Origin of the sequence: Prauserella aidingensis, assembly GCF_024171865.1 — a bacterium.
GTDB classification, from domain to species: Bacteria; Actinomycetota; Actinomycetes; order Mycobacteriales; family Pseudonocardiaceae; genus Prauserella; species Prauserella aidingensis.
Genome location: NZ_JAMTCN010000030.1, coordinates 1 through 15,648, shown reverse-complemented (window position 1 = coordinate 15,648; position 15,648 = coordinate 1). Strand labels below are relative to the sequence as shown.

Here is a 15,648-nt window from a genome sequence, read left to right as displayed (position 1 = left end):
CGGGGCCGCCCGCAACCCTGTCGCCCGGCAGCGTGTGATGGAGCGGCCGGCCCCCGGATCCGCAACACAGGCCCCGGAAACCGCAACACGGGCTCCCGAGTCCGCAACACGCGCCCCGGAATCCGCAACACGGGCTCCCGAAACTGCAACACGCGGGTCAGGGGGTCGGGGTCAGGGTGACCGGGATTCCGCCCAGTGCGGCCGTTCCAGTGGGGACGTCGAGGGCGAAGTCGTCGGTGAGCACGTTCGCGTTCGCCCCGCTGTGCCGGGTGGCGACGGTGGTTCGCACGCCCGTGACGTCGTGTCCCCAGCCGTGCGGAATGCTCACGACGCCGGGCCGCACCGTGTCGGTGATCTCCACCGGGACGGCGATCGACCCGGTGCGGGCGGTGACCGTCACCGAGTCGCCGTCGGCCAGCCCGAGCCCGCCCGCGTCGTCCGGATGCAGCTGTGCCGTGCACCGGTTGCTGCCCCGCACGAGCGGTTCCAGGTTGTGCATCCACGAGTTGTTCGAGCTCAGGTGCCGCCTGCCGATCAGGATCAGGTCCCGCCCGCCGGAAGCCTCACCCACCGGACCGGGTCCCTGCGCCGACGAACGCGTCAACGCCGCCGCCAGCCGCGGGACGTCCGACACGATCGCCTCCGGCGCGAGCTCGACCTTGCCGCTCTCGGTGGACAGCACGTCGGGGATGCGCGGCCGCATCGGCCCCAGGTCGACGCCGTGCGGGGCCGCCTCGAGGTCGGCGAGCGTCAGGTCGAACGGCCCGGCGCGCAGCATCAGGTCGACGATCCGCTCCGGGCCGCGGCGGGTGTCGTCGGCGGCGACGCCGTAGCGCCCCGCGAGGTCGGCGGCGAACAGGTCGTCGAGCGCATCCACGTCGGGATTCGGCCCCTGGCCCGCGATGACGCCGCTGAGCCGCAACAGCGTCCGCCACTCCTGCGGGACGTCGGATGTGAGCGTGGCCGGGGTCCAGTTCGCGACGCTGCGCACCGCGAGCTGGTACAGCGTCACGTCGTAGTGCGGCCGTTCCAGGGCGCTCGGTGCGGGCAGGACGACGTCGGCGTGGCGCGTGGTCTCGTTGCGGTAGATGTCGACCGCCACCATGAAGTCGAGCCCTGCCAGCGCGGCGTCGAGGCGGGCCGCGTTGGGTGCGCTCAGGCACGGGTTCCCCGCGAGCGTGATGAGCGCACGCACCTGCCCGTCGCCCGGGGTTTCGATCTCGTCGGCGAGTGTCGCGACGGGCACCTCGCCGATGACCTCGGGCAGGCCGCGCACGCGGGTGTGACGGCGTCCCGCGCGGAACGGTTTGCCGGGCGCGGTGTTCGCCTGGCCCGCGGCCGCGAGCGGGAACATCGCGCACCCTTCGCGGTCGAGGTGACCGGTGAGCACGTTGAGTACGTCGACGAGCCAGCTCGTCAGCGTGCCGAACTCCTGCGTCGTGGTGCCGATTCGGCCGTAGACCGCGGCGCGGTCGGCGGCCGCGAGTTCGCGGGCGAGCCTGCGGATGTCGGCCGCGGGCAGGCCGGTGGCCTCGGTGACGGTCTCCGGTGCGAAATCGGCCGCCAGTTCACGCACGTCGTCCACCCCGGCGACGTGGCTGGAGAGCGTGCCCAGCCGCACGAGGTTCTCGGCGAACAGCGTGTGCACCATCGCCAGCAGCAACAGCGCGTCGGCGCCGGGACGGATCGCGTGGTGCTCGTCCGCGAACTCGGCCGTGCGTGTGCGCCGCGGGTCGACGACGACGATCCGTCCACCCCGTTTCCGGATCCCGCGCAGCCGCGACCGCACGTCACCGGCCGTCATGAGGCTGCCGTTCGACACGAGCGGGTTGGCGCCGAGCACGAGGAGGTACTCGGTGCGGTCCAGGTCCGGTACAGGGATCGTCATCGCGCCGCCGAACAGGTATCCCGACGAGAAGTGCTTCGGAATCTGGTCGACGGTGCCCGCGGTGTAGACGTTGGTCGTGCGCAGTGCTTTGACGAGCGCGCGCAGGTATACGGACGCGGACACGTTGTGCGACACGGGATTGCCGACGTAGACCGCCACCGCGTCCCGCCCGTGGGCGTCGATGAGGCCGGGCAGGCGGGCGTCGATCTCGGCGAACGCCTCGTCCCACGACGCCTCGACGAGTTCGCCGCCGCGGCGGATCAACGGCGTGCGTAGACGGTCGGGGTCGTGGTGCAGCGCGCCGAGCGACGCGCCTTTCGGGCAGATGTAACCCTGCGAGAGGACGTCGTCGCGGTCCCCGCGAACGCCGGTGACCGTCGCGCCGTCCAGCGTCACCTCGAGCCCGCAGGTCGCCTCACACAGCGGACATGTGACATATGCCGTTGTCATGCGGCGATGGTGACACCAGTCATAACGAGCTGTCGATGTTCGGGACTCCAGCGGCAGCGGACAACGGCAGTGCTCGGATACGGTAGCGCGTCGTTGAGGGGTGGTGGCCGGGCGACGGGCGGGAGCAACACGGCCTCGCGAATCCGCAACACGAGCTCCTGGAGCCGCAACACGGTCCCGGGGATCCGCAACACGGTCAGGGGGTGGGGTTCTCCGGTGGGCAGCCGCACGACGTCCGGTGACGCCATGCCGGTGGGAGTCGCACCGTCTCCGGTTCGCGTTCCGGGTCCTTCAGCCTCGCGAGCAGCAGGCGCATCGCCTCGCGGCCCATGTCGGCGACCGACTGCGTGATCGTCGTGAGCGGCGGGTCGACGAGGTCCGCCCACTCGGGCTCGTCGAAGCAGGCCAGTGCGAGGTCGGCGCCGATCCGCAGGCCGCGCCGCCGGGCCTCCACGACCACGCCCGCGGCCATCGCGTCGTCGGCGGCCAGCACGGCGGTCGGCGGTTCCGGCAGGTCCAGCAGCGCCGACAGCGCCGCGGCCCCGCCTTCCCGGCTGCGCTCGCCGGTGGCGACCAGCTCCGGGCTCCACGACACGCGGGCTCGCCCGAGTCCGAGCCGGTAGCCGAGCACGCGTTCGTCGCTCGTGACCTGCCCTTCCGGCCCGCTGACGAGGCCGATCCGCCGGTGCGCCCGCGCGGCGACGTGCTCGGTGAGCGCCGACATGGCCTGGATGTTCTCGGGCCCGACCTGGTCGATGTCGCTGCGCGTGGTGAGCCGGTCGAGCAGCACCGTCGGCACGTCCGCGGTGAGGAGCTCGTCGACGATGTCGCGGTCGTCCGGCGCGGACACCAGTACCACGCCTTCGATGCGGTGGGCCCGCAGCGCACGCACGACGGACCGTTCGGTGTCGGCGTCGTCGTGGGTGTCCGACAGCAGCACCGTGTAGCCGGCGGCCGCGGCTTCGCGTTCGACGGCCTGAACGAGTGTGCCGATGTGCGGGCTGCCGCTGAGGGAGACCGCCAGTCCGATCGTCTGCGTGCCGCCCGTGACCAGCGACCGGGCGATGACGTCACCCGTGTAGCCGGTCCGCTCGACCGCCGCCATGACGGCCTCGTGGGTTGCGGGAGCCACGGCTCTCGTGCCGTTCACGACGTGTGACACGGTGGTGATCGACACTCCGGCCAGTTCGGCGATGTCGCGTTGGGTCGGCCGGCTCGGTCTCTTCGGCACGGGGACGACGGGCTCCTTCCGAGGGCGGCAAGCGTTTGCGTAGCGGATTGCGCGGCACCTTACCGCTGCCTACCGTCAATCCTGATCGACACCCGGTGGGCGGTGGACGTGGGCCACGGCCGATGCCGGGGTCGCCGGGCCGGCGGCGCGGTGCACGGGTCATGATGGGAGCGAGATGACGACGTTTGATGATCTGCTGGCGCGCGCCGAGGCGCTCGCCGCATCCGGCGGCAGGCGTGTGCTGGGCATCGCGGGATGCCCGGCTTCCGGCAAGACGACCTTGGCGTGGCGACTGGCCGGCGCGCTCGGCAACCGCGCGAAGGTGGTCGGCATGGACGGCTTCCACCTCGCGCAGGTGGAGCTCGCGCGGCTGGGCAACGCCGACCGCAAGGGTGCGCCGGACACGTTCGACGGCGCCGGGTACGTGCACCTGGTGCGCAGGCTGGCCGCGGGCGACGAGCGCGTGTACGCCCCGGAGTTCCGCAGGGAGATCGAGGAGCCGATCGCGGGTGCGGTCGCGGTTCCCGAGGACGTGCCGCTCGTGATCACCGAAGGCAACTACCTGTTGCTCGACGCCGAGCCGTGGGCGCAGCTGCGGTCGCTGCTCGACGAGGCGTGGTTCCTGGAGCCGGACGAGAACGTGCGGCTGGAACGGCTCGTCTCGCGTCATCGCAAGTACGGCCGCTCTCTCGTCGAGGCGCAGCAGCGTGCGTGGGGATCGGATCAGCGCAACGCCGACCTCGTCGCACCGAGCGCGGCTCGCGCGGACCTCGTCGTCAAGGACATGGAGCTGCCGACCTTCGCGGTGTGACCTGCGGTTCCGCTTGGGGCGGCGCGATGAGTCCGGACGACGCTCCGGCAGGGCGCGCCGCCCGTCGACTTGTCCACAGATTTGGGGACAAGTGTGAGTTATCCACAGGTTTGTCCACACGTGGACTGCAGCTTGCGTACGAAAAATGCGTCGTCGTGCGGCCGCGGTCCGAGTAGCCTGGGCACCGGCCTGCTGTCGTTCTTGGGAGTCCACAACGTGCTTGGTGACGACTGAGCCGCTCCGCGTGTGAGCGCGACCGCCGCTCGACCTCGTGGTCGAGTGTGCGCGCTCGGCTGATCCGCGGAGCCGCCACCGCATCCGGTGGCCGCCTGTCCGCGTCCTCGTCACCAGACTCCCGAGGTGTTCAGCCGTGTCTCATGCGTCATCCGTTCCCGGCTCTCCCGTCACCGGCTCTCCTGCCGGAGCAGCGTCCGCGCAGGAGTCGTCCCCGTCCGTCGTCTGCAGCCACCTGTCGTTCGCGTGGCCGGACGGCACCCCGGTGTTCGACGACCTGTCGTTGACCGTCGGCCGCGGGCGCACCGGCCTCGTCGCCCCCAACGGCACGGGCAAGAGCACGCTGCTCGCGCTCATCGCCGGAGCGTTGCCGCCGCGTTCCGGCACGGTCACCGTCGACGGCGTGCTCGGCCACCTGCCGCAGACACTGCCGCAGGCGGGTGAGCTGGCGGTCGCCGACGTGCTCGGTGTCGCTCCGGTGCTCGCCGCGATCGCCGCTGTCGAGGCCGGGGACGTCGACGAACGTCACTTCACCACCATCGGCAACGACTGGGACGTCGAGCAGCGTTGCCGGGCACAGCTCGACCGGATCGGCCTTCCCGGCGTCGAACTGACGCGGCGGCTGCACACGCTCTCGGGCGGCCAGGTCGTGCAGCTCGGCCTCGCCGCACAGCTGCTCGCCGGCCCCGACGTGCTGTTGCTCGACGAGCCCACCAACAACCTCGACGCCGACGCCCGGCGGAAGCTCTACGACGTCCTCGACGGCTGGTCGGGCTGTCTGCTCGTGGTCAGTCACGACCGGACGTTGCTCGACCGGATGGATCGGATCGCCGAACTCGACCAGGGCGAGGTCCGGTTCTTCGGCGGCGGGTTCACCGCCTACGAGGAGGCGATCGAGGGCGAACGGCAGGCGGCCCAGCAACGGATCCGCACCGCGAAACAGCAGGTCAAACGTGAGAAGCGGGAGATGCAGCAGGCTCGCGAGCGCGCCGACCGGCGGGCGGGCACCGGGTCGCGCAAGGCTGCAGAAGCCGGGCTGCCGAAGATCGTTGCCGGGGAACTGCAACGCAAGGCGCAGGTCTCGGCGGCGAAGTCCGACGACGTGCACGCCGCCCGCCTCGACCGGGCCCGCGCGCGGCTCGACGACGCGGAACGGTCCCTGCGCGACGACGACGCGATCGTCGTCGACCTGCCGCAGACCCGCGTGCCTGCCGGGCGGACCGTCTTCCACGGCGAGCACCTCCGTGTGCGCGACCTGTTCGACCCCGGGTTGGACCTGTCGATCCGCGGGCCGGAGCGCATCGCGTTGACCGGACCGAACGGCTCCGGCAAGTCGACGTTGCTGCGGGTGATCAGCGGTGACCTCGAACCGGAGGCCGGCGAGGTGCGGCGGGTCGACGGGCGGGTGGCGCAGCTGGCGCAGCGACTCGACGTGCTCGACGTCGACCGGTCGGTGGCCGAGAACCTGGCCCTGTCCGCGCCGTCGATGTCGCAGGTCGACCGGATGAACCTGCTGGCGCGGTTCCTGTTCCGGGGCGACGGCGCGCAGCGGCCGGTGCGGTCCCTGTCGGGCGGTGAGCTGTTGCGGGCGACCTTGGCGTGCACGCTGTTCGCCGAGCCGGCGCCGCAGTTGCTGCTGCTCGACGAGCCGACGAACAACCTCGACCTCGTCAGTGTCGGCAGGCTCGTGAGCGCGCTGGCCTCGTACGAGGGAGCGCTCGTGGTCGTCAGCCACGACGAGCGATTCCTGTCATCCGTCCGGCCGACACGCCACCTCGAGCTCCGCGACGGAGTGTTACGCGAGCAGTAGGTCTGTTCGGGGGTCGTTCGTTCGGGGAATCAGGCCGGGTTTTCGACGTCGGCCGTCGCGGGTTCGCGCGTCTCCTTGCGGTAGCGGATCAGGCCGTAGGCCGTGCTGACCACGCAGAACGCGACGCTGACCCAGATCAGACCCTCGGTCAGCCACGGGATGTGGGAGATCAGCCCCGCGCCGTAGAAGCCGATGAGCACCAGCGTCGGCACCCAGATGATCGCGCCGACCGTGGTGGAGGCCATGAACCGCCGCATCTCCATGCGCGCGGCGCCGGCCAGCATGGGGGCGACTGTGCGCACGTACGGGATCCACCGCGCCGCGACGATCGCGAGGAATCCCCAGCGGTCGAGGAACGCGTGCGCCCGGTCGAGGTTGCGCTGGTTGAGGACCTTGCCGTCCCGGCCCGCGACGAAGCGCGTTCCGGTGCGGTCGCCGACGAAGTAGCCGACTCTGTTGCCGACGATCGCGGCCACGAGCCCTGCCAGCGCCATGGCCCACACCTCGACGTCGCTGGCGTTGTCCTGCGCCATGATGAGGCCCGCGATGAACAGCAGCGAGTCGCCGGGCAGGAACAGACCGAGGATCAGGGCGCACTCGATGAAGACGAAGCCGAGCACGATGACCCAGAGCAACAGCGGCCCGACCGTTGCGAGCCAGTCCAGGCCGAATCCGGCACCCATCGCGTACGCACCACTCACAGCGACCCAGCGTACGTGGCCGCATCGGCGCGTCACCCGCAAGTACCGAAATCAATGGTCTGCGGGGGAGGTCACCGACGCGAAACGTCACATCTCGGGAAGCTGTTCCCCCTGGACGAGCTGCAAGTCGATCTCCACCTTGACCGTGGTGCCGACGGCCGCGACACCCGCGCGCACCATCGCGTTGTAGTTGATCGCGAAATCGTCACGGCGCAGCTGCGTCTCGGCGTGGAACGCGGCGCGCGTGCCGCCCCACGGGTCCGGCCCGTAGCCGCCGTAGGTCATTTCGAGCGTCACCGGCTTGCGTTCGCCGTGGAGGGTCAGTTCGCCCTCCATCGTCCACTCGGCCGAGCCGCGCTGGACGAGGCCGGTGCTGACGAAGTCGATGGTCGGGAAGTTCGCGACGTCGAGGAACTCGGCCGAACGCAGGTGGTCGTCGCGCATCTTGATGCCGGTGTCGATGGTGTCGGCCGTGATCTGGGCGCGCACGACCGATTGTTCGGTGGGCCTGGCGACGTCCACCCGGCCCTGTACCTCGCCGAACCGGCCCCGGATGCTGGAGATGCCCAGGTGTCGTGCGGCGAACTGCACCGACGAGTGCATCGGGTCGATCACCCACGGTCCGGTGGGAGGCAGTTCGACGGCGCCCTCCTCCGGTTCGAGGACGAGCTCGCCGAGCTCCGCGCCGCCCGTGCTGCCGATCTGGGCCGTGCGCGCCACGGGCAGGTAGCCCGCGGCCGTGACGACCGCGGTGTAGACGCCGGGCTGTAGCAGTTCGGTGCCCACCGTGCCCTGGGCGTCGGCGGTGGCGTGCGCGGCCTGCCGCCCGCTGAGGTCGGTGACGGTGAGGACGGCGTGCTCGATTCCCCAGCCGTCGGTCGTGCGGATGGTGGCGGACAGTCCGGGCATCAGAGCGTGGTTCCCTTCGGTCGTGTCGGGCGGGGCCCGTCGCCGTCGGCCACCGGGGAGTGCGTGTCGCCGTCGACTCCGTTGGGTGAGGAGCTTCCGCCCGTCCGTGTGATGCTAGCGGTGATCTTCATGTGTCGGAAAACGGTGGGTATCACCGTTACGTCCTCGAGTGCGGCTGTTCGCCGGGACGTGGTTCGCGTGCCACAGGGGTTCAGCCGTTCGTGTCGTCGTGGCCGGTGACCTGGTCGTGGTCGGGTCCGCCCGGTGCCGAGTCGCCGGCCAGGCCCGCATGGAACTGTTCGATCTCGGCGTTGAGGCGGTCGAGCAGGGAGGCGACGGCGACGCGGTCCTCGCGCGGCCACTCCTGAAGCATCGAGGCGATCCACCGGGCGCGCTGCTTGCGGTTCTCCTCGAACACGCGCAGCCCTTCGCCGGTCGGAGCGAGCAGGGTCGCCCGGCCGTCCTCGGGGTCGGCGGTGCGTTCGACGAGTCCGTGCTGCACGAGTGTGCTGCTCTGCCTGCTCACCGTGGAGATGTCCGAATGCAGGGCCTCCGCGAGCGCCGACGTGCGCTGCGGGCCGTTGTTGACCAGGTAGAACAGGATCGCGTACGCGGCGCGTTCGATGCCGTCCGGGCCGATCTTGGACAGGTATGACTTCGTCTTCGCCATCGCCCGGTAGAACCGCACCAGCTGGCCGCCGAGCGCATCCGCGACGTCGAGGTCGTCCTGGGATGGAACTGTCATGGGGTGGTCTTTCGCCGCGGTGTTCGTACTGCCACGTCGTTCGTACTGCCACGTCGCGTCGGCCGCCGCACCGGTGCCCGCGAGGGGTCGGGAACCGGTGACGCTCGCCAAGTATTTGACGTTTGCAACTATCTTAGCTCAGGCGGAGCCGTTCGACAGGCTCTCGCGGACACCGACCGTTGTGAAGGACCGCACGTCCCCACCGGTCCGGGTGACGGCGGATTACGGTGCGGACCATGGCCAGTACCTCCCCGGTCGGCACCGCAGCCGGCCTCGCGGACCTGCTCACCGCACGGCTCGGCATCTCCGCCGTGCTCACCGACCCCGACGTCATGGCGACCTACTCGCGCGACCGGCTGCCGCTGGCGCCGTCCGGGACGCCGCTGGCGGTCGTGCTGCCGTCGTCGACCGAGGAGGTGCAGGCCGTCGTGCGCGCGTGTGCGGACGCGGGTGTGCCGGTGGTCCCGCGCGGAGCTGGCAGCGGCCTGTGCGGTGGCGCCAACGCGCTGGACGGCTGTGTCGTGCTCGTGCTCACCAGGATGAACCGGATCGTGGAGGTCGACGCCGCCAACCGCGTCGCGGTCGTCGAACCGGGTGTCATCAACGCCGACCTGCGCGAGGCCGTCGCCGCCCACGACCTGTTCTACCCGCCCGACCCCGCCAGCTACGACTTCTGCACCCTCGGCGGCAACCTGGCGACGAACGCGGGCGGGCTCTGCTGTGTGAAGTACGGCGTCACGACCGACTCGGTGCTGGGTCTCGACGTGGTGCTTGCCGACGGGTCGCTGCTGCGGACGGGGAGGCGCACCGTCAAGGGAGTCGCGGGCTACGACCTGACGAAGCTGTTCGTCGGCAGCGAGGGCACCCTCGGTGTCATCACCCGCGCCACGCTCGCGTTGCGGCCGCTGCCCCAGGCGCCGGGCACGCTGGTCGCGTCGTTCCCCGACACCGCCGACGCGGGCGCTGCCGTCACCAGGATCGTCGGCGACGGGCTCGTGCCGTCGCTGATGGAGATCATGGACGCCACGACCGTGCGCGCCGTGGAACGTCACCTCGGCACGGACCTCGGCAGTGGCGACGGTGGCGGGACGCTCCTGCTGTGCCAGTCCGACGCGGGTGGCGAGGCGGCGTCGGCCGAACTCGCCTCCCTGGAACGGGTCTGCTCGGAGTCCGGCGCCGCGCTCGTGCACTCGACCACCGATCCCGCCGAGGGCGCCCTGCTCATGCAGGCCAGGCGGTCGGTGCACCAGGCGATCGAAGGCATGGGTGCCCAGCACATGATCGACGACGTGTGCGTCCCGCGGACCCGCATCGCCGAGCTCATCGACGGGTGCGCCCGCATCTCCGAGGACGTCGGCCTGCGCATCGTCGTCAACGGCCACGCGGGCGACGGCAACATGCACCCCACCGTGATCTACGACGGCGACGACGAGTTCGCCCGCGCCCGGCAGGCGTTCGACGCGATCTGCGACCTCGGCCTGTCCCTCGGCGGCACGGTCAGCGGGGAGCACGGCATCGGCAAGTTCAAGCAGGACCTGCTCGCCCGCGAACTCGGTCCCGTCGGCCTCCGCGTCCACCGCGACATCCGCCGCAGCCTCGACCCGGACGGCGTGTTCAACCCCGGTTCGATGTTCGACGGGTGATCGGCTCGGCGTGGGCGCCTGGCGCCGCGGGTGGGTGCTCGGCGTGCGGCGATGGTGAGCAGCGTCAGGCGATGGTGAGCAGGCCGATGACGCAGCCGCACGCGAGCCCGAGGATCGCGGCCAGCAGCACGATCCACGGCAACGTGACCTGCATGCCGCCTGCGTCGGCGCGGTGGTGCCGGCCCCCGGACGTCCGCGGGGCGGCAGGCGACGTCGCCGGCGCGGCGTCGGTGTGCGGCGCCGACGGTGCGGTCTGGGCGTCGAGCGCGGCACGTTCGCGTTCGAGGGAACCTTCGCCCGCACCGGACAACAGCCCGTAGCCGCCGGGTGTCTCCACGACGGGTGCCGGCCCGGCGGACTCGGATACCGGGGCGGCGTGCCGCGGCTCCGGCTGCTCAGCGGGAGGAGCGTTGCGAGCCTGTGCCCGCAACGCCTCGGCCAGCAGGCGCTCGGGGTCGTCGCTCATCGATGCCCAGCGTAATGCCGTCGGGTGCGGCCGGTCAGCCGGTGCTCGAACGGGTTGCACGCGAGTCACTCCCTAGTGACCCACTGGCCCACATGCATCACGCGCTGTGTTCGCAAGGTGTCGTCCAGGACCACGAGGTCGGCGCGCAGTCCGGCCGCGAGACTGCCGACCTCACGGTCGAGTCCGAGCAGCCGGGCGGGACGCGTGGCCGTGGCGTGCACCGCGTCGGCGACGCTCATGCCGACCGTGGTGACGACGTTGCGGAACGCGGAGTCCATCGTCAGCGTGCTGCCCGCCAGCGCCCCGGACCCGGGAATGCGGGCCACGCCGTCGCGCACCTCGACGTCGAGTGCGCCGAGCGTGTACTCGCCGTCGGGGGCGCTGGTGGCGGACATCGCGTCGGTGATCAGCGTGGTGCGGCCGGGTCCCGCGTGGCGGGTGGCGAGTCGCACGACGTCGGGGTGGACGTGGACGAGGTCGCAGATCAGCTCGACGGTGACGCGGTCGTCGTCGAGCAGTGCGCCGACGGCGCCGGGTTCGCGGTGGTGCAACGGGCGCATCGCGTTGAACAGGTGTGTCGCGACGGTGGCGCCCGCGTCGACGGCCTCGCGCAGCCGTTCGGATCGGGCGTCGGTGTGGCCGAGCGCCGCGAGCACACCCCGGTCCGCGATCCGCCGCACCGCGTCGATGCCGCCGGGAAGCTCGGGGGCGAGTGTGACCATGCGGACCGGGCCCGCGTCGAGCAGCGCCGACACGGAGTCGTCGTCGGGCTCGCGCAGCACCGCCGGGTCGTGGGCGCCGCAGCGCGTCTCGGCGAGGAACGGGCCTTCGAGGTGCACGCCTGCGAGCAGGCCGTCGGTGACCAGTTCGGTGAGCGCGGAGATTTGGCTCGTCAGCGTCGGTACCGGTTGACTGACCAGGCTCGCGAGCATCGTCGTCGTGCCGTGCCGCAGGTGGGCCGCGACAGCGCGGGCGGCGTCGGCGGGATCGGTCGTCGAGAACGACGCACCCCCGCCGCCGTGACAGTGCGTGTCGACGAAGCCCGGGACGACGAGGCTCCCGCCGACGTCGACGCGCTCGCGGGCCGCGGGCGCGGGCCCGCTACCGGACGCGGTGATGCGTTCCCCCGTGACCGCGACCCAGCCGTCGTCGGTCACGCCCTCGGGCAGGGCGAACCGGCCTCCGGTGAGGACGAGGTCCGGAGGTTCGGACGTGCGGTCGTCGGCAGTGCTCACGAAGCCATCCTATTGGTCCAGACCAGCGCGCGACCATATCGCGGACACGTGACGTGTTCGTGAGTGGGACTTCCCGGGCGCGGCGGATCCGAATCGGATGGGTCCGTCGTGGGGACCTGTGCATCGGAATGCGGGGTCTACATCGACCGCCACGTGGCGTGGAACGTCTGCGCGAGCTGGTCGGGTGTTCCGGGTAGGCAGTGGATGTCGCCGCGGGCGTCGGTGAACGTGACGACGCGTCCCCGGTTCTCGATGTCGATCACGGTGAAGGGCTTGCTGCGCACGTGCTGCGAGCCGGACGCACCCGCGGCGTAGACCTGGTGCGCGGCCGAACGCGGCGCCTTCATCAGCTTCTCGAGCTGCTTCTCGGGGCTCTGTTTCGCGGCGAACATGTCGTGGTTCTCGTCGCGCTGTTCGTAGGCACTGCGCGTGACGTGTAGCGGGCTCACGGACGCGGGCGGGACGTCCGGCAGTTCGGCGACGAACGTGTCGACCAGCCGGGACTCGTCGATCGTCACCAGGCCGACGGCGTCGCCCCGCACCTGCATCAGTACGGCCTGGCCACCCGCAGCGGCCGCTCCGAACCTGCGGTTCTGCGACGGGCCGGCCGCGTGGGAACTCCACGCGTACAGCTCACGCGCGGGCGAGGCCAGGACGCGCAGCGTGACGCGGAACTCGCGGGTGAGGGTCTCGTCGGCGGTCGCGAGACCGAGTCCGGCGAGTTCGCGCATGCAGCGCCGCGTGAACTCGGGCCCGAGCGAGTCCGGGACGTACATCTCGGACTCGCCGAGCAGTGGATGCACGCCGCCGAGGTTCTCCAGTCGCCAGACGTGCACGAGCGCTTCCCGCGGCAGCACCACGGGACGGGTCAGTACGGCCATGAGGAGCTACTCGCCGATGGTCGGCGGGGTGACGACGTGGCCCGTGACGGGGTCGCGCAGCACTTCCTCACCCTCGGTGAGGCTGAACGCCTCGTCGGTGGCGGCGATGTACTTGCGCTGGTGTTCCTCGTCGTCGCCGCCCTGTCCGCCGCGGCCCGCACCGCCCATGCCGCCCATGGGAGCGCCTCCGCGGGCGCCGGCCGATCCGCTCGCCGCGCCACCCGCGGCCGCTGCGCCACCACCGGAACCGGTGGGGCCGAAACCGCCTGCGCCGGACATCCGGCCCGCTCCGGGTGCGGCGCCGGAACCCGCTCCGCCTGCACCACCTGCTGCGCCGCCCGCGAAGCCGCCGGCCCTGCCGACTGTCCCGGGGGTCGAGTACCGGCCTCCTGGTGCGCCCGTCGAGCCCGGCGTCGATCCCGGTGTCGATCCTGGAGTGCCCGTGGGGCCGAAGCCGGTGCCGCGCGGGGTGCCGACGGGGCCGAAGCCGGGAGTGTTGGGACCGGTGGGGCCGAACCCGCCACCGCCGGGGGTCTGGCCGGGGAGGTTCGGAGTGGGCGTGTTGGCCGCGGGCGGCATCGCAGGCTTCGGCGGTGTGTACCCCGAGGTGCCGGTGCTGTCGTTCGGTGTGGTCGTCGGGCCGGGGCTCGACGGCTGGTACGAACCACCGGTCCTGTCACCGCCGCCGGGGTCGCCGGTGCTGACCGGGGTGACCGGCGTGACCGAGCTGCGCGACCCGCTGGTGTCGGTGCCGGTTCCGGGGATGTCGATGACGCCGCTGCTCGAATCGCGTACGTCGGAGTCCGTGCTGTTCGGTCCGCGGGGTTCACCGCCGTCGGCGAACGTGGGGACCTGGCCGTAGTCGGACACCACGGTCGACTGCAGCTGGGAGGTCTGGCCCTCGAACTTCTGCACGGCCGCGCGGGCCTGGGCGATCTGCTGGTTGCGCTCGTTGATCCGCTGCTCGGTATCGGTGTCCCACGGCGTCATGTCGTCGACGATGTTCGTTTCCGGCGGGTTGTCCGGAATATCGGGGAGGGTATTCTTGACGGCGTCGAAGGTGTGGCCGCCGTCGGCGTTGACCATGGAGTTCGCGCGGTAGGCCTTGCTGGTGTGGACCACGGCCTCCATGCCCTTCTTGATCTTGTCCGTGGCGGCGTCGGCGCCCTCGCCTGACCACGCGCTCTCGAGGGACTGGAGCAGTTTGCCGGTCATCTCGGCACCCTGGTCGTGGGCCTGCGCGGCGTTCTTGGCGTCCTCCGACGTGTTGAGCCACTTGCCCGAGTCGCCCTCCCGGATACGGCGCACCATCTCGGGCACGGACAACGCCCCCGAGCCGCCCAGCAGGTCCTTCCAGACGTCGCCGATCGAGAAGTCGACCCTATCGAACACACTCACGCGATCCCCCTCGTCACGCCTTGGCCTTCAAATTCCCCACGACGTCGGCGGCCACCCGCGCCGCTCCCTGGCACGGATCGGCGCCCTCGTCGCCGACGGTCACGGTCACGCTCACCGAGTACTCGTCGGCAAGTCCTACCGCAGTGGTGCAGAAATCGGAGCCAACCGACGGTTGGAACTCGACCGCGGGAAAACCGGCGACTGGGTCCGCTTCCTGGAAAACCGCGCTCTTTGGCTTCGTGTTCTGGTAGAAGGCGCTCAGTCCCTCTCGAGTCGCCGTGTTGTATCCGACCTGAAGTCCCGAGAACCTCTCTGGGTTCGACCAGTCGCAGCCCGGTCCGGCGCCGGTATCCTTCGTTTCCTGCTGTACTCCCTCTTTGCCCAGCGCGTCGTCGAGCTGCTGGGGGGTGAGCGCGGCATCACACGGGTGCTCCTCGAGCACCGCCTCGGGTAGCGGGTTCTCCACAGCTGGTGCACCGCTGTGAGGCAGGTCCGACGATGCCGAGGGGCTCGATTCCGCCTTGGAGCTGGCCGGTGGAGTCGGAGCGCTGCCCGTCGGTTCTGCCTGTCCGTCCGCTTCGCTCGAACATGCGGCGGTGAGTAGCAGTGCGCAGGCCGCGAGGCTCACGATGATGCGCTTCATCCCAGGTAACCTCCGCCCGAGTCCTGGCCGCCGGACTGTTTGACGTCCTTGCCGGACTGCTCGTCCTGTTCTTCGTAGGTGCCGACCATCTTGGCCAACTTCTCAGCGAGGTTTTTCCAGAGGTCTCGCAGCTGCTCCGTGTTCGAATGGCCAGCACTCCAGGATTGCGTCATGGCCTGGGTGAATGCGTTGCATGGTTGAACGTCCGCCGGCGTTCCCATGTGCTTGAGTTGCTCAGTGGTCCGAGTGAGCCCGCTGTAATGCTCTGCCAGCGCTGTGGCCTTTTTCTGGAGTTGGATGGCTTCGTCGCGGTCGAGTCGGAAGCCTCCGCCGGTGCCGGGGTTGGTTTCCTGGCCGTCGACGATGAAGTTGACGCCGCTCCAGGTGTCGGTGACGCCCGCGCCGACCCTGACGGTGGAGCCGGCCGCGGCTTTGCCCGTCACGGCTTCGCCGAGGTCGCCCCAGAAGGACTGTCCGTGTTCGGCGGTCTGCCCGCTCGTGTCCGTCCCCGCCATCGACCCCTCCCCGAGTCCGATGTATGCCAGTCGTGCCTGTGTGCAGACCGCCCGCTCCGTCGCTTCGGCCGAGCGCCGGTCGGGTCGG

14 protein-coding genes are annotated in these 15,648 nt (G+C 70.9%); 3 read left to right on the top strand and 11 right to left on the bottom strand.

From position 1 onward, the window contains the following. Positions 1-157: 157 nt before the first annotated feature. Complete coding sequence (locus tag LY13_RS22160) at positions 158-2,338, bottom strand: molybdopterin-dependent oxidoreductase (protein WP_253830483.1); 2,181 nt, start codon at positions 2,336-2,338, stop codon at positions 158-160. A gap of 196 nt (positions 2,339-2,534) precedes the next feature. Beyond that, positions 2,535-3,569 carry a LacI family DNA-binding transcriptional regulator gene (locus LY13_RS22155; RefSeq protein WP_253830482.1) on the bottom strand — a complete coding sequence of 345 codons (1,035 nt, stop codon included), beginning with the start codon at positions 3,567-3,569 and terminating at the stop codon, positions 2,535-2,537. A gap of 175 nt (positions 3,570-3,744) precedes the next feature. Here LY13_RS22155 and LY13_RS22150 point away from each other — a divergent pair, with 175 nt between their 5' ends. Beyond that, positions 3,745-4,380: a nucleoside/nucleotide kinase family protein gene (locus LY13_RS22150; RefSeq protein WP_253830481.1), complete on the top strand. Its 636-nt coding sequence runs from the start codon at positions 3,745-3,747 to the stop codon at positions 4,378-4,380. A gap of 469 nt (positions 4,381-4,849) precedes the next feature. Beyond that, the gene (locus LY13_RS22145; RefSeq protein ID WP_253830520.1) at positions 4,850-6,424 is read left to right on the top strand and encodes an ABC-F family ATP-binding cassette domain-containing protein; all 1,575 of its coding nucleotides are present in this window, start codon (positions 4,850-4,852) and stop codon (positions 6,422-6,424) included. A gap of 29 nt (positions 6,425-6,453) precedes the next feature. Here the strand turns inward: LY13_RS22145 and LY13_RS22140 are convergent, their stop codons facing one another. The 3 genes from LY13_RS22140 to LY13_RS22130 form a co-directional block, all read right to left on the bottom strand. Continuing rightward, a complete protein-coding gene (locus tag LY13_RS22140) occupies positions 6,454-7,125 on the bottom strand; it encodes a DedA family protein (RefSeq protein WP_372493875.1) in 672 nt (223 codons plus the stop codon). Between the two features lie 87 nt (positions 7,126-7,212). Next, on the bottom strand, positions 7,213-8,034 hold the full coding sequence (locus tag LY13_RS22135) for a YceI family protein (RefSeq protein WP_253830480.1): 822 nt from the start codon (positions 8,032-8,034) through the stop codon (positions 7,213-7,215). A gap of 211 nt (positions 8,035-8,245) precedes the next feature. Then, positions 8,246-8,779: a MarR family winged helix-turn-helix transcriptional regulator gene (locus tag LY13_RS22130; protein WP_253830479.1), complete on the bottom strand. Its 534-nt coding sequence runs from the start codon at positions 8,777-8,779 to the stop codon at positions 8,246-8,248. Positions 8,780-9,015: 236 nt separating this feature from the next. Here LY13_RS22130 and LY13_RS22125 point away from each other — a divergent pair, with 236 nt between their 5' ends. Beyond that, on the top strand, positions 9,016-10,422 hold the full coding sequence (locus tag LY13_RS22125) for an FAD-binding oxidoreductase (RefSeq protein WP_253830478.1): 1,407 nt from the start codon (positions 9,016-9,018) through the stop codon (positions 10,420-10,422). 64 nt (positions 10,423-10,486) lie between these two features. On the opposite strand, the gene LY13_RS22120 is transcribed toward LY13_RS22125, so the two are convergent. The 6 genes from LY13_RS22120 to LY13_RS22095 form a co-directional block, all read right to left on the bottom strand. Then, positions 10,487-10,888, bottom strand: a complete 402-nt coding sequence (locus LY13_RS22120) for a hypothetical protein (protein WP_253830477.1) — start codon at positions 10,886-10,888, stop codon at positions 10,487-10,489. Between the two features lie 65 nt (positions 10,889-10,953). Continuing rightward, a complete protein-coding gene (gene nagA, locus LY13_RS22115) occupies positions 10,954-12,123 on the bottom strand; it encodes an N-acetylglucosamine-6-phosphate deacetylase (RefSeq protein WP_253830476.1) in 1,170 nt (389 codons plus the stop codon). 137 nt (positions 12,124-12,260) lie between these two features. Continuing rightward, positions 12,261-13,004: an ESX secretion-associated protein EspG gene (locus LY13_RS22110; RefSeq protein WP_253830475.1), complete on the bottom strand. Its 744-nt coding sequence runs from the start codon at positions 13,002-13,004 to the stop codon at positions 12,261-12,263. Positions 13,005-13,010: 6 nt separating this feature from the next. Beyond that, on the bottom strand, positions 13,011-14,402 hold the full coding sequence (locus tag LY13_RS22105; protein ID WP_253830474.1) for a hypothetical protein: 1,392 nt from the start codon (positions 14,400-14,402) through the stop codon (positions 13,011-13,013). A gap of 13 nt (positions 14,403-14,415) precedes the next feature. Then, positions 14,416-15,045, bottom strand: coding sequence for a DUF3558 domain-containing protein (locus tag LY13_RS22100; protein WP_253830473.1), 630 nt, complete (start codon positions 15,043-15,045; stop codon positions 14,416-14,418). Beyond that, positions 15,042-15,648 (bottom strand): hypothetical protein (locus LY13_RS22095; protein WP_253830472.1); only part of this gene is annotated, 607 nt, incomplete at its 5' end. The genes LY13_RS22095 and LY13_RS22100, both read right to left, overlap by 4 nt.